The organism is Sphingomonas endolithica, from assembly GCF_025231525.1.
Classification (GTDB): Bacteria; Pseudomonadota; Alphaproteobacteria; order Sphingomonadales; family Sphingomonadaceae; genus Sphingomonas; species Sphingomonas endolithica.
On the sequence record NZ_CP103057.1, the window covers coordinates 2413681 to 2432048 of the forward strand.

Genomic DNA, 18368 nt, shown 5'->3' on the forward strand with positions numbered 1-18368 from the left:
CTGCCAATGACGTTCGCTACATCCCCTCAGCGCATCGTCATTCTAGGCGGCGGCACAGCCGGCTGGCTGTCCGCCGCCCTTCTTTCCCGCAAGCTGGGCGCTCGGGCGGCGATTACCCTGGTGGAGTCGGCCGATATTGGTACCATCGGCGTCGGTGAGGGGACCTTCCCCACGATCCGCACCACGCTGGCGTCACTTGGGGTGAAAGAGGCCGACTTCCTGCGGGCGAGCGACGCCACCTTCAAGCAGGGTGTCATGTTCGACGGCTGGAAGTCCGGCGCCGACAGCTATTTCCACCCGTTCAACCTGCCCTATGGCGGAAGCGATCCCGGCCTTCTTCCCCACTGGTTGGCGCAGGGCAGCAACCGATCTTCCTACGCCGACGCCGTGACCGCGCAGGAGCGGGTAGCGCGCGCCAATCTGGCGCCAAAGCGTCAGGAGGACGCCGACTTCGGCGGTCCCATGAACTACGCCTATCATTTCGACGCCGTGCGTTTCGCCGGGTTCCTCCGGGCTGTTGCCACTGCCAGCGGAGTCGAACGGGTGGAGGCGACGATCAGCGACGTCGATCTGCACGAGGACGGCGACATAGCCGCGCTGAAGCTGCCGGGCGATCGCCGCATCGAGGGCGACTTCTTTCTGGATTGCTCGGGCTTCAGTTCACGCCTGATCGGGCGCGAGATGGGCGCCCGCTTCATCGGCGTGGGCAATGTCCTGTTCAACGACCGCGCGCTGGCGATCCAGGTGCCATACGACGATCCCCAAGCGCCCATCCGCCCCTACACTCTCGCAACCGCTCAACCGTCGGGCTGGACGTGGGACATCGGATTGAACGCCAGGCGCGGCATCGGATACGTGTATTCGAGCAGGCACAGCTCCGACGACGAGGCATCGGAGGTGCTGCGGCGATATCTTGGCACGTTCGGGAACGGCATCGTTCCGCGTCAGCTTCGCTTCGAGACCGGGTATCGCGAGCGGCAGTGGATCGGAAACTGCGCGGCGGTCGGCCTGTCCGCCGGCTTCTTCGAACCGCTGGAGTCCACGGGCATTTCGCTCATCGAATACGCACTGCTGATGCTCGTGGAGATGATCGGCACGCGCGATCGTGGCGCGCGCGAGGGGGCGGCGCGCAGGTTCAACACGCTGATGCGCGAACGCTTCGAACGCATCGTCGACTTCCTCAAGCTGCATTATTGCATCACCCAGCGCACCGACACGGCCTATTGGCGCGACAATACGGATCCGGCCTCGATACCGGACACGCTTCGTGATCGGCTGGCGCAATGGCGCGAGCGCGTGCCCGTCCGGTTCGACTTCGATCTAGACCGCGAGACGTTTCTACCGGCAAGCTACCAGTACATCCTTTATGGGATGGGGTTTGCGACCACCGCCGACGGTCCCGCGCTCGCTCCCGAAGCCGCCGGCGCGGCCTTCGCCAAGGTGCGCGAAGCCGCGTCCGGCGCCCTTCGACATCTGCCTGACCACCGCACCTTGTTGAACCATCTCGCTCGCAAGAGCGCCGCTGCCAGTTGAAAGGTCCCGCTATGCGTTTCAAAGGTCCATTGATCGCAGCCCTGCTCGCCACGAGCATGTCCGTTGCTCTCCAGGCGCAGGAGCCCGCTGCCCGCGCGTCTCAGGCGGGGTCCGGCCCGGCGGCATCGATGAGTGCGGCGGAGGCTCGTGCGGAGCGGTTGGTGGAGCAGCTGACCCGCGAGGAGAAGCTCCGCCTGGTTCATGGCTACTTCCCGCCGTTCGTCATCGGCAAGCCCGGGATGCCGACCGACATCATCCCCTCAGCCGGCTACGTGCCTGGCGTTCCGCGGCTTGGCATCCCGACGCTGCGCGAGAGCGATGCCAGTCTGGGCGTCGCCAACCAGGTAGAGCAACGAAAGGGCGACGTCGCCACCGCCTTGCCCTCGAGCCTTGCCACCGCGGCCAGCTTTGATCCGACGATCGCCTATGCAGGCGGTGCGATGATCGGCGCCGAGGCACGGGCCAAGACGTTCAACGTGCTGCTCGCAGGCGGCGTCAACCTCACCCGTGATCCCTGGAACGGGCGCAACTTCGAGTATCTCGGCGAGGATCCGCTGCTTGCCGGTCGGATGGCAGGCGAGTCGATTCGCGGCGTGCAGAGCAACGGCATCGTCTCTACGGTGAAGCATCTTGCGCTCAACTCCCAGGAGACCGGGCGCATGGTGCTGAACGCGAAATTGGGTGAGGCAGCTCTGCGCGAAAGCGACCTCCTCGCCTTCCAGATCGCGATCGAGATCGGCCAGCCCGGCTCCGTCATGTGCGCTTACAACCAAGTCAACGGTGACTATGCCTGCGAGAACCGCCACCTGCTCACCGACGTGCTGCGGACGGACTGGGGCTACAAGGGCTTCGTCATGTCGGATTGGGGTGCGGTGCATTCGACGGTCAAGGCTGCCAATGCAGGCCTGGACCAACAATCCGGCCAAGAGTTGGACAAGGCGCTCTACTTTGGCGCACCGTTGGCGAAGGCGGTGGCGGACGGCACTGTAGCGGCAGCGCAGCTGGACACGATGGTGCGCCGTATCCTTACCGGCGTCATCGCGAGCGGGGCGATGGACCGGCCGCTCAGCGCGACGGTCCAACCGATCGACTATGCCGCCCATGCCGACGTGGCGCAGCGCGCCGCGGAAGCCGGCATCGTGCTGCTGAAGAACGAGCGGAACATGCTGCCGCTTGCCCGCACCGCCAAGCGCATCGTGCTGATCGGCGGCCATGCCGACCTCGGCGTGCTGTCGGGCGGAGGATCGTCGCAGGTGCGGTCGGTCGGTGGTGCACCGATCGAAATCCCGCTCAAGAGCGGCGCGGCAGCATCCTTCGCTCGGCTGACTTACCACGCATCCTCGCCGCTGCAGGCCTTCCGCAAATTGGCACCCGACGTCGTGGTAGAGTTCATCGATGGCGGCGACCATGCCGCTGCCGCCGCCGCGGCGAAGAAGGCGGACATCGCGATCGTCTTCGCCACGCAGTGGCAGACCGAGGCGCAGGATACCGAGACGCTAGCCTTGCCGGACGGTCAGGATGCGCTGATCGAAGCCGTCGCGACCGCCAACCCCCGCATGGCCGTGGTGCTGGAGACGGGTGGCCCCGTGCTGATGCCGTGGCTTGACCGCGTGCCTGCGGTCATCGAGGCATGGTATCCGGGCCAGCGCGGTGGCGAGGCGATCGCCAACGTGCTGTTCGGCGCCGTCAATCCGTCTGGCCGTCTGCCGATCACCTTTCCCGCTGCAGCCGAGCAGGCGCCGCGCCCGGCTCCGGTCGGGCTGGAACGGCTCAAGGATCCTGCAGCAGCCACCGCCGCCGCGAACAGCGGCGGGGGATCTGGCGTCACGGTTGATCACTTCCCGGTCGATTATCCGGAAGGCAGCAACGTCGGCTATCGCTGGTACGAGGCGAAGGCCCAGAAGCCATTGTTCGCCTTCGGACACGGCCTCTCGTACGCGAAGTTCGTCTACTCGAAGCCGATATTGTCCGGCGGCAAGGAGATGACGATCCGCTTCACGATCAAGAACGTCGGCAAGGTCGCTGGCATCGACGTCCCGCAGATCTACACCAGGCCGGCGGACGGGCGGTGGCCGGCCAGGCTGGTAGGCTATGCACGCGTCGACCTGCAGCCTGGAGCATCGACGGAAGTCACCGTCACCGCCGAGCCGCGCATCCTCGCCGACTGGAGCGAGGCAGCACGCCGTTTCGAAATCGCGTCCGGACGGTACCGGGTCGAAATCGGCCGCAGCGCTGGCGACCGCGAAAACGCGGGTGAGATCCAGCTCGAAGCACGAGCGATCAGGTGAGTGAGGCTGCGCTGAGCCCATCCGGCCGCTGACGACGACTCGATCGAGGTGCGTCCGGGTGGTCCCCGTTCCGAAGCGGAGCAGAAAGGACTTGGCTCCGGAGCGATAAACTGGGCACTGGTCCGAACGCCACCCGCGATGGACTTATGAGCCAATTCGAACCCGACGCCCCTCCGCGCGCGACCGCGCGATACGAAGCCGAGCCCGCGCCGCCGAATGCGGGGTGGATACTCGCCGCGACGATGCTCGCGTCCAGCCTGGCATTCATCGACGGGTCGGTCACCAACGTCGCTCTGCCTTCGATCGGCAGGGATCTGGATGGTGGAACTGCCGGGCTGCAGTGGATCGTGAACGCCTATCTCCTGCCGCTATCGGCGCTGTTGCTCGTCGGCGGTGCCGCGGGCGACCATTTCGGGCGGCGCCGGGTGCTCGTCATCGGTACGGCCTTGTTCGCTGTGGCATCCTTGCTTTGCGCGATCGCGCCAAGTCTCCCGCTCCTGCTGGCCGCCCGAGCGCTGCAGGGCGTCGGCGCCGCGCTGCTGATGCCCAACAGCCTGGGCATTCTCGGGAGCGCGTTCAAGGGCGAGTCCCGCGGCCGGGCCGTGGGCACCTGGGCATCTGCCGGAGCCGTGGCCAGCGCCGTGGGGCCACCGCTGGGGGGATGGCTGGTCGGCGCGGCCGGATGGCGGGCCATCTTCCTGATCAACGTGCCGGTGGCGCTTGCCGCGATAGCGATCGCGTGGAGGTACGTGGAGGAAAGCGCGGAGGGCGAACAGCCGCTCGACGTGCCTGGTGCCATCCTGGCGACCTTGGCGCTGGGCGTCCTGACATGGTCGCTGACCTTGTGGTCCAGCCATCATGGGGCGTCGCCGCAGGTCTGGGCCGGCCTCGGCATGGGTCTCGTGCTCCTCTGCGTGTTCGTGTGGGTCGAGCACCGGCGCGACGGCAATGCCATGATGCCGCTTGCGATGTTCGCCTCGCGCCCGTTCGTCGGGCTGACGTTGCTGACCTTCCTGCTGTACGGCGCCTTGGGCGGGCTGCTGGTCCTGCTGCCGTACCTGCTGATCGTGGGCGGAAACTACACGCCGCTCCAGGCAGGCCTCGCCCTGCTGCCGTTCTCGCTGGTGATCGGCGCCGCCTCAAGGCTGATGGGCAGGACGACCGAACGGATCGGGCCTCGCCTGCCACTGACCATCGGGCCGATCGTGACCGGCCTTGGCTTCCTCCTGCTGGTCCGCGTCGATCCTGCGGCGAGCTACTGGACGAGCGTGTTGCCGGGGATGCTGGTGATCGCGGTCGGAATGGCTGGCGCCGTGGCGCCGCTGACGACCGCGGTGCTGTCGTCCGTCGATGGCCGGCATACTGGAACGGCCTCGGGGTTCAACAGCGCCATCGCACGCACCGGTGGGCTGATCGCGACGGCGTTGGCTGGCGCCGTGATCGCGCAGAGCGGCGTCGCCCTCACCGGAGCGTTCAGGTCCGCCGCCGTCCTGGCGGCGACGCTCGCGGGCGCCTCCGGTTGCATCGCGTTCTTCACGATGGCAGCGGACCGGACCGGAAACGCTGACGGCGCGACATAGGGCACTTCTTTTTGCCCTACAGCCTGCATAAAGCAGCTTGCTCCTCTCCCGGCTTGACCGGTGACGTGCGGGGCCAACCCAGTCAGAATCACTGATCCAGCGATCGATGCCGAGCTTATCGGGGCAAGTGCAACGGCGCGCCGCTACCGTGCGTCGCGCACGCGTTTGTAGACGAGCCGCGCGCGCGACCCGATCTTCCGGCGATAGACCAGCCGATAGTCGGTGCGCAACGCAGCACGCAGCAACTGCGCGGTCGCCACGTTGGGATGCGGATCATAGCGGTCCGCGGAAACGATGATGTCGGGGCGTTCGACCTCCAGCACACGGGCCATCTCGGCCGTGATATCGATCCCGCTGGCGTGCGCCTCGGTCGCATCGTTCAGATGATTGGGGAATATGCGCGTTGTCACCAGGCAGGCGTTGGTCAGGTGGTAGAGGATCGGCTCGCCGTCGAACACCAGCATGCAGCCTGTGCGATAGCGGTTGATCGCGTCGGCCACCGCATGGACGTCGGCGCCCGCCCCGCGGTTCTTCAGCTGCTTCGGCACCACCAATGCAACGCAGATAGCCGCGGTGACGGTCAGGAAAACCGCAAAGGACATCGCTCGATGCCGACCGCCGACCACCATCGTGACCCCAGCGGCGCGATCGCCCAGCAGCTTGGCGGCGACCAGGCACAGCGGCACCAGCACCGGCAGGAAATAATGATCGAAATAGGTGCCGAACAGGAGCACACCGCCGATCGCGGCTGACAACCAGGCCAGTGCGAATTGCCGGGCAAGCCGTGCGTCCTCGGTCTCGCCGCCACGGCGCGTGACGCTTTCCAGCCAGGCGCACAGGAGCAGCGGGAAGGCCAGGCCAACGATCTTGCCGAGCCGCGCGGCGAGCGTTCCGAGCGGCCATCCGGCGCGGTCGAAGATCGACAGGAAGTTGGCATAGACAAAGGCCTGGTTGAACCCGTGTGCGGCATACCAGCCCCAGACGGCCAGCGTCGGCAGCAACGCACACCCCGCCCACAGAAACGCGACCAGCGGCAGCGTGCGAACACCTGCGGCATCCCGCGGCCAGCGCCACAGCAATGCGCAGCCGAAGAACATCGCCTCGAACACCGAGGAATATTTGATCTGCAACGCAAAACCGGCAAGCAGCATTGCCGCGGCGCCAAGCAGCACCATTCGCCGCCGATCCACACCGGGGGAAGTCCCCTGCAGGATCAACAGCGCGGCACCGGCGATGAAGGCGTTGTAGAAGACCGGTGTCTGCCCGCCCGAACCATCGAAGACCAACAGCCAGGCAAGGTAAGCGCATCCCGCCAGCGCAGCGCCCCGCGCATTGGCGAAGCGCAGCGCCATGGCGGCGATGAGGAACGCGGTCGTGCCGGCGAACAAGGTCGCGGCGATCTGATATTGCACGATCCCCTCGCCCCCCAGCGACCGGATCGCGGCATAGAGCAGGAACGTGCCGACGGGCTTTCGATCCCAGATATCGACGAACGGCACAGCGCCCTGCAGCATGCGTTCCCCGACGACCAGGTAGAATTGTTCGTCGATCTGAATGATCGGGTTGCCGAACTGCCAGGCACGCAAGGCGAAGGCGCAGGTCATGGCGATGACGAACTGCACCATCAGCGGCCGCGCAAGCAGACGGTGCCAGCTGCCGACTGTCGGCTGCGACCGCGCCCAGGTCTGCGCGGGGAACGAGAAGCTCATGCCGCGCGCCACGAATAGCGGGATGCTGCGCCATAATTCCACACCAGCAAGGCCAGCGATCCGGCAACCGATGCAATCGGCCAAGCCGCGCCATATTCCGACAACGATTTGGCCACGCCGATGCTGGCCGCCGCGCCGATGCTGCAGGTCGCGCAGAAGCCGATCAGCCCGCCGATCCAGCGTAGGCCACGCCGCGGGCGGGGCTTGCACGCCAGCACATTGTCCGCCGCGTAGATCGCCACCAGCGCCGCTGCCGTCGCGATGGCCTGCGCGGCCACGATGCCGGCCCCGGCAAGGCCGAGCAGGACGGCCATGGCGGCCAGCTGCACCAGCACGCCGATCGCGCCGATCATGGCAAAGGCCACCAGGCGCACCGGCACGACATCGCCGACCAACTTGTCGGCAATCATCATCGCATAATCCCAGGCGACGCCCGGCGACAGCTTGCTCGCCCCCTCCTGCCGCGTGGCGAAGCGCAGCGGAACCTCTCGGATGCGCAAGCCCGGGCCGGCGGTCATCGCGATGTCGAGCAGGATCTTGAAGCCGATCGCCGACAGGCGCGGCGCCCAGCGGTCGATCACGTCGCGACGGATGGCAAAGAAGCCGCTCATCGGATCGCTGAGATCGACCGGAGTCAGCGCGCGCGCGACCCGGGTTGCCAGGTGGCTGGTCGCGGCACGCGACTGGCTCCACTCGCCGATCGATCCGCCAGGCATGTACCGGCTCGCAGCGACCAGATCCGTGCGCTGTTCGCGCAGAATCTCCAGCATCCGGGTCAGTACCACCGGATCGTGCTGCAGGTCGCCGTCCATGACCGCGAGGTACGGTGCGCTCGATGCCAGCATGCCCTCGACACAGGCCGAGGCAAGGCCGCGCCGTCCGATCCGCCGCACCACGCGCACGCGGGGGTTTTGCGCATAGACGTGGCGGGCATGGTCGGCGGTGCCGTCGGGTGAATCGTCGTCGACGACGATCATTTCCCAACGAACACCGGCGAGCGCACGATCGACACGTGCCACCAGTTCATCGAGATTGCCGCGCTCGTTATAGGTCGGCACGACGACGCAGAGCTCGGCCGGGCCGATCGCAGGTTCGGTGAACGCGCTCGGCAATCGCACCATGCTCCGCGCGCGTGCCGCGACCTGCGGTGCGTGCCGCGGCGTTCGGGCGATCTCCGGCTCCTGCAGCGGGTGCACAGCCGTCTGCGCCAATTCGTTGTTCATGTGCGTGTCCATCCCGCCCGCAATCCTGCCGTCAGGATCAGGACGGTGCCGTCGGCGAGAAACCTTGGCCGGAATTGCCTCGATTTTAAGATCAAGGTTCGGGCGCCATGACTCCGTCTTGTCTGGCATGACCCTTCGATCCGAGACGTTCGGCTGGCGTGCTCTGTTGCTTGCCGGCGCCGCCATCCCAGCCCTGGCCGCCACCAATGCCCATGCGCAAACGGCACCCGCCGGCGACCCGATCGACTTCAGCGCCGACATGCTGACGACGAACGATAAACAGGATCGGGTCGAGGCATCGGGCGATGTCCGTGCGAAACGCGGCGAGCATCGCTTGCGGGCAGACTCGGTCGATTGGGACCGGGAGGCAGGCATCGTCACCGCAATCGGCGACATCGCGATCGATGACGGCAAGGGCAACAGGCTATACGCCGATCGCGCCGTGCTCGACGATGGCCTGCAGGACGGTACCGTCAGCGCGCCACTCGTCACGATGAAGGGCGATCGTCGGTTGGCGGCGCGCAGCGGCGTGCGCAAGAACGGGATCACCACGCTCGACAATGCGAGTTACACCGCCTGTCACGTGGTGGACGCAGCCGGTTGTCCGAAGGACCCGTTCTGGACGATCACTGCCTCGAAGATCGTCCATGACGAACATCGACACCGGATCAGCTATCGCAACCCGCGGCTCAACGTGCTGGGTCAACCCGTGCTGTGGCTGCCCGGCCTATCGCACAGCGACGGTTCCGATGAGGGCAATGCCTCAGGGCTGCTGGTGCCGGACGTCACTTATTCGGCGACCAAGGGGCTCGAATATGCCCAACCCTATTATTGGAAGACGCGTACCGATCGCGACCTGACGATCACGCCTCACGTCTATTCGGCGGTATTGCCGATGGTCGAGGCGCGCTACCGCGGTTTGCTGCCGAGCGGCGCCTTCTCGATCGGCGGCAGCATCACCAAGGCATCGCGGCTGCCCGCCGACGTGCTCGACCCCAGCGACGATGGCCGCAAGGGGTCGATCCGCGGCTCGATCGATGCGCTCGCCCGCTTTCAGCTCGATCCCTCATGGTCGATCGACGCGTCGTTGCGGCTCGCCAGCGATCGATCCTATCTGCGCCGCTACGATTTGTCGGGCGACGACCGCCTGCGCTCGATCGTCACTGCCGAACGCATCGACCGGGACAGCTACTTCGCCGCCGCCGCCTACGGTTTCCAGATCCTGAGCTTTTCCGACACGCTCGAGGATCAGGCGATCGCCGCACCGGTGCTGGACTATCGCCGCCGCCTGTCCGTGACCGGTCTGCCCGGCACGCTGGAACTGAATGCCGGCGGCGTCTCGCTGCTGCGCGACGACGGGCAGAGCGTGGCACGCGCCGGCACCGGGCTGACCTGGAATGCTCGGCACGTCGACGATGGCGGACGCTTGTGGAGCCTGACCGCTTTGGTCAAGGCGGATGGCTACCGTGTCACCTCTGCGCTCGATCAAACGCCGGCCGAGTATCGCGGGGCGCCGGGGCTTGCCGGCCGAGCGATCGCGGCCGGCGCGCTCGACCTGCGCTGGCCGTTGATCGCGCCGCTCGCTGGCGGCACGCAGACCATCACGCCGCGCCTGCAACTCGCCTCGTCCGCGGTCGCCGGCAGCGACGTCCTGCCCAACGAGGATTCGCGCGCCGCCGATCTCGATACGAATTCGCTGTTCGCGCTCAATCCGTTACCCGGCCAGGATCGCTGGGCTGGCGGTACGCGCCTGACCTACGGTGTGGATTGGCGCTACGACCGGCCGAATTGGGCGCTCACCGCCAGCGCCGGGCAGATCCTGTTCCTGCGCCACCCGGTTGCCGGATTGCGCGACGATGTCGGGCTGTCGGGACGGACGAGCGACGTGGTGGTCGACGGCAGCCTGCGCGTCGGCGCTGCGTGGCGCCTGTCGGGGCACGCGCGTTTCGACGATCGCTCCGGCGCGGTCCGGCGTGTCGATGCGCAGGCGAGCTGGAGTACCGGCCCGGCCGAGACGTTCGTATCCTATACCCAGGCCGATCGCGGCGACGTGGCGGACCGCCGCGATATCGGCGGCGGCGGCGAGAAGATCGCCGATTACGAGGAAGTCACCGCCGGCCTGCGGCTGCGTGTCGCACGCTACTGGACGGCGAGCGGTGGCGCCGTGGTCAACCTGCAGGGGCGCGGCAAGGACCCACTGTCGTTTGGCAACGGCTTCCAGCCGGTCCGCGAGCGCCTCGGTCTCGCTTATGACGACGAGTGCATCTCGGTCGGCGTCTCCTGGAAGCGCGAATACGACACGACCGGCAATGCCAGCGGCAACACGTTCCGGCTGCGCTTCGTGATCAAGACGCTCGGCCGATGAGCGACCAGGACGGCTCGGCCGGGCTGGAAGCGGTGCTGATCGCGCATCGGCAGCAATTGCTGCGCTTCCTCGACTCGCTTGGTGCAGGAGATGCGGCGGAGGACTTGTTACATGAACTTTGGATCAATCTGCACGCCCGCCCGACAGCCCCAATCGGCCGACCGCTTTCCTACCTCTACCGCGCGGCGCACAATCTAATGCGCGACCGGTATCGCTCTGCCCGGCAGGCGCGGTTACGCGACCGGGATTGGCATCAACTGACAGCGCCGGACGAGATCGAGCCCGGGCCACCTGCGATCGAACGCGCCGCCATCGCTCGGCAATCGCTGGATCGCGCCGACCGCGCCCTTATGGCGCTGGAGCCCCGCGCGCGCACCTGCCTGCGCCTCCACCGACTGGAAGGCGCCAGCCAGAAAGAGGTGGCCATCGCCCTCGGGGTGAGCCTCAGCACGGTCGAAAGCGACCTGCGCCGCGCCTATGCCGCGTTGCTGGCGGCAAAAGCTGAGCTTGACCTCGAGTAGGCGATGCGCGCCAACCGATGGAGTGAGTCACGTCTGACACCGGATATGCAAAGCGGGTGGAAACGCACACTTGCCCGAACCCTCTCGCACGACCACATCGCATGGCAACCACAATGGAGAATCTGCATGGCCGTTAAAGTGATCGCGTTCGTCACCGTCAAAGAGGGCGAAGAGAAAGCGTTCGAAGCCGCTGCCGACGTTTGTGTCGCCGCATCGCGGGCCGAGCCGGGCGTGCTATATTACGACCTGTGGCGTGAGGCCGAAGGCGAGCGCCGTTACGTGTTCAACGAACTCTATACCGATCAGGCCGCGGTCCAGACGCACATGGGATCGGACCACTTCAAGGCGTTCGGCATGGTAGCGCGCGATCTGGCAACGGGGCGGCCGACGATCATCGTGACCAACCCGATCAACGTGGCCGATTGATCGCGGCATGAACCGGGCGGCCTGCTGAGCACCCGCGTGCCGCAGGCCGGCCGCCGGCCAACAGCCCCGGTCAGAAGGCGAGATCGACGCCCAGGCGTATCGTGCGCGGGCGTTGCGGCGTGATCTGGCCGGACCCGGTCTGGAAGGGCGTGCCGAGCGCAAAGCGGTTGCCGACGCTGTCGGATAGGTTTGTGATCCCAAGCGTGAGGCCGAGGTTCGGCCGCCCGATCCGCGCCGTCAGGGCGCTGTCGACGTAGTCACCCTGCGTTTCGCCGAGCACCGGCCCGATGCCGAGCCGCGACCGCCCGACATAACGCACCCAGCTATCCACCCGCAGTTCGAGATCGCGCCCGATCGGCTGCCGATAATCCGCACCGATGCGTCCGGCCAGACGCGCTATATTGGGCACTTGGCCGCTGCGCCAGAATGCCTGAAGGAAGGCCTCGGTGGGATCGGTAACGCGGCTATCATTATACGTGAAGCCGAGATCGAGCGCGAGCGCCGGCACCGGGCGCCAACCCGCGGTCGCGCTGACTGTCCAGATTCGTCCATCGCCGATGTTGGCGGTGCTCGGCAGGCCCGATCCGTCGATGAAATCGGCCTGGATGTCATGCCACCGCGTATGCGACAGGCTGGCCGAGATATAGAAGGCGTCCGCGCCGGACAGACCATAACGCACGCCCCCTTCCAGCGTACGAACACGATCGTTGCGAAACCGCCGTACAAAATCACCCTCGATCGCCAGGCCGCCCGGCCGAAATCCCTGCTGATAGCGCGCATAGAGTGAAACCAGGGGGGTGACAGCGGCGATCAGCGATGCGGAGGGCAGCACGCTCTTCTCGGTGCGATCCGCCGTGATGCGCCTTTGCGCCAGCGCAATGAGCGGCGTCACGTCTTGGCCCACGCCAGACAACGAAGCATGTGTCGCGCGCAGCCCTGCTGTGCCGGTGAGGAAAGGCAGCAGGCGCACGCTGGCCTCACCATATAGCGTCACCTCGTCGATCCGATTGGTCACCCCGGTCACCGGCTCCGGCGCGTCGACGGCCCCAAGCGTACGCGCAAGTCGGGTGCGGTTATGTGTGAAGCTCCCGCCGATCACCCAGCCGAAGCCGTTTTCCATGGGTTGCCACAGCCGGGTTTCGTTGGCGATCAAGGTGGTGTCGTTGCGCTGCACGAAGACGCGGGGTGGGCCGTCTGCCTGCGTGGCATCGTACCGCTCGCGCAGCGACTGTCCGACGATGCCGGTGGAGGATTTGACCCGTACATCGCCGACGGCACCGGTGATCACCGCTTGGCCCAGCATGTAATCCGAACGGAAGCCCTGCCGGATCGCGCTGAGGCGGGTCAGTGGCGGCCCCGTGCGATCAGCATATTGGCTGTCGTCGCCGTGCGTCCACTGGCCGACACCCCCGAGATCGACCGTCCAGCCGTTGCCGGCATCGACGCGCAGCGTGGCACGTCCACCGGCAATGCGGGTCCTGTTGATGTCGTCGCGGCCGAGCAGCGGGTTATCGATGTAGCCGCCCTCCGACAGACCGTATCCGACAACTCGAAGTGCGGCCCGATCACCGACGATCGGCAGGTTGAGCGTCCCGCCAAGATCCACGCCAGGGTCGCCATGCTGCGTCGCCGACGCACCGAACGACAATGCGCCGCTCGTCACGGCCATTTCCGGGGCGTTGGGCATGGTCCGGATGATCCCGCCGAGCGACCCCGCGCCGTACAGCGTGCCCTGCGGGCCTTCGAGCACCTCGACCGAGGCCACGTCGTACAAGCGCAGATCGGGATCGGGCGCGTTGTAGCTGAGCCGCAGATCGCCGAGATACTGCCCGACTGTCGTCTGCGTCGGGCCGGTGAAGCTCGAATCCGCAATGCCGCGGATGAACAGCTTGTTACGCCCGGCACCGAGATGGGTGGACGAAACCGTCGCCAAGCGGGCGAGGATCGCGTCCGTGCCGCCGGCTTGGCCGAATGCAAGATCGCTTCCGCCTAGGATCGCTGCCTGTCCGGCAAAGTCGCGCGCTCGAACATCCCGCTTGCTGGCGGTGACGACGATGTCGGTTGGGGGGACCGGGGTTTCGACGATCGTGACTGGTCTTGCCGGTCGTCGCACCGGCGCGGGACGCGGCGGGGCACGTGCGACGAGCCGCCAGCCCGAACCGATGCGCCGCGGCTCGGCATTGGCCGCGCGCGCCAGCCGGTCGAGCGCCTCAGCCACCGACAGCCTGCCTCGGATCGCCGGCACCGCGCGGCCCCACAAACGCGGATCGCCAACGACAATCGTCGTACCTGACTGCCGCCCGAGTGCGAGCACCGCATCGCCCAGCCGCCCGGCCGGCAAATCGACTCTCGGCGTGCCGGCATGCGCCGGCCCTGCCACCCCGACCAACGTCACCAGCCCGAGGAGAACATGCCTGATCACGGCTTGGCGGTCAGCACCCAGGCGTTGCCGCTTTGCCGTGCGGTGAGATCGAGCACGCCCGCCATCTGCCGCGGATCACGCTTAATATCAGCGATGACGACGACGCCAAAGAAGGGCCGGGCAGCGACCGAGCGATCCGCGGTCACGCGCAGCCCCAGGCTGCGCGACAGATCGCCCGCCACTTCGGCGATCGGCGCGCCGTCATAGGCGAGGCTGCCGGAGCGCCAGGCGCCTACGGAGGCAATGTCGAGCGGTGACGACATTACCGGTGCAGCGCGGTCGCGTGCGACCAGACCCTGGCCGGCGACGAGCCGTACGGGATCAGCGTCACCGATAAAATCCACCGCGCCCTCCGATACCGCGACGCGGGTCTCGTCGCCGGTGCGCTTGAGATCGAATGCGGTGCCTACATCCACCACCTTCCGATCGCCCACCGTCACTTCGAACGGATCCTCTGCATCGTGGCGAATCTCGAACATCGCTTGTCCCCGATCCAGCGTGGCAACGCGTGCATCGTTGCGATCCAGCGTCACTCGCGTGCCGCCGCTCATCGTGATCGCGCTCCCATCGGCCAGCGCCACGGTGCGCGACCCGCCGGCGGGGGTCTCCAACACGTAAGGCGCCGCATCGTGGCGCAGCGTGGCGTAGCCGACGACCAGCGCCAGCGATGCGGCCAGCGCGCCGCCGATCCACCTGCCGCGATGGCGGGCAACCGGCACCGCCAGCGGGACGAGGGCCGGCTGTGCTTCGGGGGGGACCAGGGCAACCATGTCGTCGATATCCGTGGCCAAGGCCTGATACCGCGCTGCGTGCGCAGGATCGGCGTCCAGCCATGCCTGAAATGCGTCCCAATCGTCGAACGCGCGGTCGCCCACGCGCACCACCCAGTCGAGCGCTTCGTTTTCATCCGTGTGCTTTGCCATCATGGCCTCCTGAGAACCAGGACGGAGCCGTTGCGTTCAAGCCTCATCGAAGCGCCTCTTCAGTTCGATCATCGCCCGATAGGCCTTGCGCAGATCCGCTTCGACCGTGCTCAGACTAACGCCCATTTCGGCTGCCACGACACGTTGTTCCACGCCGTCCAGACGGTGGCGGCGGAAGATGCGCGCGGCGCGCTCGCCGACCGCGAGCAAGGCGGCATTCGCCTTGGACGCCTGTTCCCGTGCGATCAGGATGCGGTCAGCACCAGGCTCGTCCGACCTTTCCTGGTCGCCCACCGCCGCGACGCTCCAGGCCCGCTCCCGCCCCGCCGTCTGCCGGGCGCTACGGTGGCGATCGAGCATCAAATTATGGGCGGCGCGATACAGATAAGGAAGCGGCGCAGCGACCGGCCCCATCGGCGCCGATTGGATACGCAACCAGAGTTCGTGCAGCAGGTCCTCGGCATCGCTCGCGCCAAGCGACGCTAGAAACCGCAGCAGCTTGTCACGGTTCGCCAGAAAGACGGCCTCTAGACCGGCGCTCGCCATTTATCGTCCAAAGTCCGTCAATAAGGTCCGGGAAAGGCGCCACTCAGCTACCGCGCCGGGCATTCACGGTCAATCTTGCCGGCTGGTTTGTACGTCTTCGACGGCCGTGAGTAAGAAGCGTGCTCGAGACAATATCGCGACTTGCTCACAGTGTTCGAATCACCACCGATGTCGGCTCTGTCTTGGCGAGCGCGTTACGCAACGGCAGCGTGAACGGGGCCGCTTCGATCTCGAACACGTCCCCCTCTTCGGTCTTCACGCCATCGGCGAACGACAAGGTGGCGGTGCCGAAGAAGTGCACGTGCACGTCGCCCGGACGACGAAACAGCTGATACTTGAAATGATGCGCTTCGAGGTTGGCAATCGTATGCGACATGTTCGCTTCGCCGGAGAGGAACGGCTTTTCCCATAACAACGCGCCGTCGCGGTAGATCCTGCTCGTGCCGCCGATATGCTCGGGAGGGGTGCCGACCAGCAGTTCTGGCCCGAGTGCCGCCGGGCGCAGCTTGGAATGCGCCAGCCACAGATAGTTATGCCGCTCGGTAACATGATCGCTGAATTCGTTGGCCAGGCACAGGCCGAGACGGAACGGCGTGCCGTCTGGGCCGATCAGGTAGATGCCGGCCAGTTCCGGCTCCTCGCTGCCATCCTGTCCGAAGGGCGGAGATACGAGTGGCTGCCCCGGGCCGGTAAGCGCCGAGCCATCGCCCTTGAAGAACCATTCCGGTTGCTGTCCGACCTCGCCCGGGGCAGGCTTGCCGCCGGCCACGCCTTCCAAGAACATGCGCATTGAATCGGTCTGCGTCTCGGCAGCAGCGGCGTCGCGGTGCATCTTGTCACGCCCCTCGGCGGAACCGAGATGCGTCAGACCGGTGCCGGTCATGATCAGGTGCGCTGGGTCAATATGGTCGATCGGCGCCAATAGGCGCCCGGCCGCCAGCTCGGTCGCAATGTCGACGCTCGCGCCGGCCCCGCACGCGGCCGCTGCAGCGGCAAGATCGCGGCCCTCCGCGATCGCCTTGCCCGCAAGCGCACGAACGCTATCGATCCCGATAACGAATGCAGCACCCTCCGCCGTCGCGGCGATAACCGACCGCGTGCCGTCATCGGCACGGTGCTGCAGCAGACGCAAGCTCATCAATCTCTCCGTCCGGAGGGCGCCGCTGCTACGGCCACCCCAAAGGTGGTCAGTCGACGAACACGCCGTCTACCAAGCGAGGTGCCACCGTGCCGTCGCGCAGCACCGTTGGCAGCAGTTCGGGCGCCAGGTTCTGATACGAAACCGGCCGCAGGAAACGATCGATCGCCAGGCTGCCGACCGAGGTCGTGCGCCCGTCGGAGGTTGCCGGGAACGGACCGCCATGCACCATGGCATGCGACACTTCGACGCCGGTGGGCCAGCCGTTCGCGAGGATGCGTCCCGCCTTACGCTCGAGCAGCGGGATCAGCCGCGACGCCGCATCGCTATCGCCGGCATCCATCTGGATCGTGGCGGTCAGCTGCCCCTCGGCTTCGCGCAGCACGGCATGAAGCTCGTCCTCGCTCGTGCAGCGCACCAGCAAGGACGCCGCGCCGAACACTTCGTGCCCCAGTTCCTTGTCCGCCAGGAACTGCGCCGCGCTCGTTTCGAAGAACGCCGCCTGCCCCTGCGTGACACCCTCGCCCAGCTTGCCCTGCGCGATCGTCTTCACATCGTCATGCGCGCGCAGCGCTGCAACACCCTGTTCGTACGCCGCATGGATGCCGCCGGTCAGCATCGTTGCCGCCGACGCCTCGCAAAGCGCCGTCCCAGCAGCGGCAACGAACGCGTCGAGCCCTTCGCCTTCGATCGCCAGCACGAGGCCCGGATTGGTGCAGAATTGCCCCGCGCCCATCGTCAACGAGCCGACGAATGCCGTACCGAGTGCCGTGCCACGCGCCTTGAGCGCCTCGGGCAACAACACGACGGGATTGACGCTCGACATCTCGGCATAGACCGGGATCGGCACGGGCCGCGCCTGGGCGAGCTTGACCAACGCCAGCCCGCCACCACGCGATCCGGTGAAACCGACCGCAGCGATACGCGGATCCTGCACCAGTGCGCTGCCGAGTTCGTTACCCGGCCCCACGAGATGCGAGAACACGCCGGTGGGCAGTCCGCACGCAGCCACCGCGGCATCGATCGCGCCCGCCACCATCGCACCGGTTGCCGGATGCGCGGGATGGCCCTTGACCACCACCGTGCAGCCCGCCGCCAGGGCAGACGCGGTGTCTCCGCCAGCCGTCGAGAAAGCAAGCGGGAAGTTGCTGGCGCCGAACACCGCGACCGGGCCGAGCGGGATCATCCGCATGCGCAGATCGGGCCGGGGCAGCGGCGCACGATCGGGCAGTGACGGATCGATCCGCACGCCCATCCAGCCGCCGCGCCGCACGACATCCGCGAACATCTTCAATTGTCCGACGGTCCGGCCTCGCTCTCCTTCGAGACGGGCGCGGGGCAAACCGCTCTCGCGCATCGCGGTGAGGATCAGGTCGTCGCCGAGCGTGACGATCTCCGCACCGATGCGTTCGAGAAAGGCGGCGCGTGCTTCGTTGTCGATGGCCCGATAGGCATCGAACGCGCCTTCCGCGGCCGCACAAGCAGCCTCGACGTCGGCAAGGCCATGGATAGCGAGCGGCGGACCTACCGGTTGCCCGCTTTGCGCATCGATCGATCTGAAGCCAGACGCTTGCTGCGACCGATCGAGATGTTGCGTATCAGCCATGTTCAGCTCCTTATTACTCGGACATATCGGTAGACCCGCATTTTGGCAATTGTGTTTCAGGTTCCGCGGGCTGCTAATAGATCATTGT

At 66.7% G+C, this 18368-nt stretch carries 13 protein-coding genes; 6 read left to right on the forward strand and 7 right to left on the reverse strand.

Translation table 11 applies throughout. The features are described from left to right. Positions 1-6: 6 nt before the first annotated feature. From NV382_RS11390 to NV382_RS11400, 3 genes are all read left to right on the forward strand, one after another. The gene (locus NV382_RS11390; protein ID WP_260596867.1) at positions 7-1533 is read left to right on the forward strand and encodes a tryptophan halogenase family protein; all 1527 of its coding nucleotides are present in this window, start codon (positions 7-9) and stop codon (positions 1531-1533) included. An 11-nt stretch (positions 1534-1544) separates the two neighbouring features. Next, the gene (locus NV382_RS11395; protein ID WP_260596868.1) at positions 1545-3821 is read left to right on the forward strand and encodes a beta-glucosidase family protein; all 2277 of its coding nucleotides are present in this window, start codon (positions 1545-1547) and stop codon (positions 3819-3821) included. 146 nt (positions 3822-3967) lie between these two features. Continuing rightward, positions 3968-5401, forward strand: coding sequence for an MFS transporter (locus NV382_RS11400; protein WP_260596869.1), 1434 nt, complete (start codon positions 3968-3970; stop codon positions 5399-5401). A gap of 143 nt (positions 5402-5544) precedes the next feature. On the opposite strand, the gene NV382_RS11405 is transcribed toward NV382_RS11400, so the two are convergent. Both NV382_RS11405 and NV382_RS11410 read right to left on the reverse strand, forming a co-directional pair. Then, positions 5545-7110 (reverse strand): hypothetical protein, encoded by a 1566-nt coding sequence (locus tag NV382_RS11405; protein ID WP_260596870.1) that lies wholly within the window; start codon positions 7108-7110, stop codon positions 5545-5547. After that, a complete protein-coding gene (locus NV382_RS11410) occupies positions 7107-8333 on the reverse strand; it encodes a glycosyltransferase family 2 protein (protein ID WP_260596871.1) in 1227 nt (408 codons plus the stop codon). Before NV382_RS11410 ends, NV382_RS11405 begins: the two co-directional genes overlap by 4 nt. A 127-nt stretch (positions 8334-8460) precedes the next feature. Between NV382_RS11410 and NV382_RS11415 the strand changes: the two genes are divergently transcribed. From NV382_RS11415 to NV382_RS11425, 3 genes are all read left to right on the forward strand, one after another. Beyond that, the gene (locus NV382_RS11415; RefSeq protein WP_260596872.1) at positions 8461-10698 is read left to right on the forward strand and encodes an LPS-assembly protein LptD; all 2238 of its coding nucleotides are present in this window, start codon (positions 8461-8463) and stop codon (positions 10696-10698) included. After that, entirely contained in the window at positions 10695-11219 is a 525-nt protein-coding gene (locus NV382_RS11420; RefSeq protein ID WP_260596873.1) for an RNA polymerase sigma factor, read from the forward strand. Before NV382_RS11415 ends, NV382_RS11420 begins: the two co-directional genes overlap by 4 nt. A 126-nt stretch (positions 11220-11345) precedes the next feature. Beyond that, entirely contained in the window at positions 11346-11645 is a 300-nt protein-coding gene (locus NV382_RS11425) for a putative quinol monooxygenase (RefSeq protein ID WP_260596874.1), read from the forward strand. A gap of 70 nt (positions 11646-11715) precedes the next feature. Here NV382_RS11425 and NV382_RS11430 read toward each other — a convergent pair whose 3' ends face one another. The 5 genes from NV382_RS11430 to NV382_RS11450 form a co-directional block, all read right to left on the reverse strand. Continuing rightward, positions 11716-14067 (reverse strand): TonB-dependent receptor, encoded by a 2352-nt coding sequence (locus NV382_RS11430; protein WP_260596875.1) that lies wholly within the window; start codon positions 14065-14067, stop codon positions 11716-11718. Beyond that, positions 14064-14990 (reverse strand): FecR family protein, encoded by a 927-nt coding sequence (locus NV382_RS11435; RefSeq protein ID WP_260596876.1) that lies wholly within the window; start codon positions 14988-14990, stop codon positions 14064-14066. Before NV382_RS11435 ends, NV382_RS11430 begins: the two co-directional genes overlap by 4 nt. 36 nt (positions 14991-15026) lie before the next feature. Continuing rightward, on the reverse strand, positions 15027-15536 hold the full coding sequence (locus NV382_RS11440) for an RNA polymerase sigma factor (protein ID WP_260596877.1): 510 nt from the start codon (positions 15534-15536) through the stop codon (positions 15027-15029). 145 nt (positions 15537-15681) lie between these two features. Further along, the gene (araD1, locus tag NV382_RS11445) at positions 15682-16674 is read right to left on the reverse strand and encodes an AraD1 family protein (protein ID WP_260596878.1); all 993 of its coding nucleotides are present in this window, start codon (positions 16672-16674) and stop codon (positions 15682-15684) included. Positions 16675-16723: 49 nt separating this feature from the next. After that, a complete protein-coding gene (locus NV382_RS11450) occupies positions 16724-18280 on the reverse strand; it encodes an aldehyde dehydrogenase (NADP(+)) (RefSeq protein WP_260596879.1) in 1557 nt (518 codons plus the stop codon). Positions 18281-18368: the final 88 nt, after the last annotated feature.

Coding starts and splice junctions, on each gene's coding strand:
- NV382_RS11390 (WP_260596867.1), top strand. CDS start 7: ATGACGTTCGCTACATCCCCTCAGCGCATCGTCATTCTAGGCGGCGGC.
- NV382_RS11395 (WP_260596868.1), top strand. CDS start 1,545: ATGCGTTTCAAAGGTCCATTGATCGCAGCCCTGCTCGCCACGAGCATG.
- NV382_RS11400 (WP_260596869.1), top strand. CDS start 3,968: ATGAGCCAATTCGAACCCGACGCCCCTCCGCGCGCGACCGCGCGATAC.
- NV382_RS11405 (WP_260596870.1), bottom strand. CDS start 7,110: ATGAGCTTCTCGTTCCCCGCGCAGACCTGGGCGCGGTCGCAGCCGACA.
- NV382_RS11410 (WP_260596871.1), bottom strand. CDS start 8,333: ATGAACAACGAATTGGCGCAGACGGCTGTGCACCCGCTGCAGGAGCCG.
- NV382_RS11415 (WP_260596872.1), top strand. CDS start 8,461: ATGACCCTTCGATCCGAGACGTTCGGCTGGCGTGCTCTGTTGCTTGCC.
- NV382_RS11420 (WP_260596873.1), top strand. CDS start 10,695: ATGAGCGACCAGGACGGCTCGGCCGGGCTGGAAGCGGTGCTGATCGCG.
- NV382_RS11425 (WP_260596874.1), top strand. CDS start 11,346: ATGGCCGTTAAAGTGATCGCGTTCGTCACCGTCAAAGAGGGCGAAGAG.
- NV382_RS11435 (WP_260596876.1), bottom strand. CDS start 14,990: ATGGCAAAGCACACGGATGAAAACGAAGCGCTCGACTGGGTGGTGCGC.
- NV382_RS11440 (WP_260596877.1), bottom strand. CDS start 15,536: ATGGCGAGCGCCGGTCTAGAGGCCGTCTTTCTGGCGAACCGTGACAAG.
- araD1 (WP_260596878.1), bottom strand. CDS start 16,674: ATGAGCTTGCGTCTGCTGCAGCACCGTGCCGATGACGGCACGCGGTCG.
- NV382_RS11450 (WP_260596879.1), bottom strand. CDS start 18,280: ATGGCTGATACGCAACATCTCGATCGGTCGCAGCAAGCGTCTGGCTTC.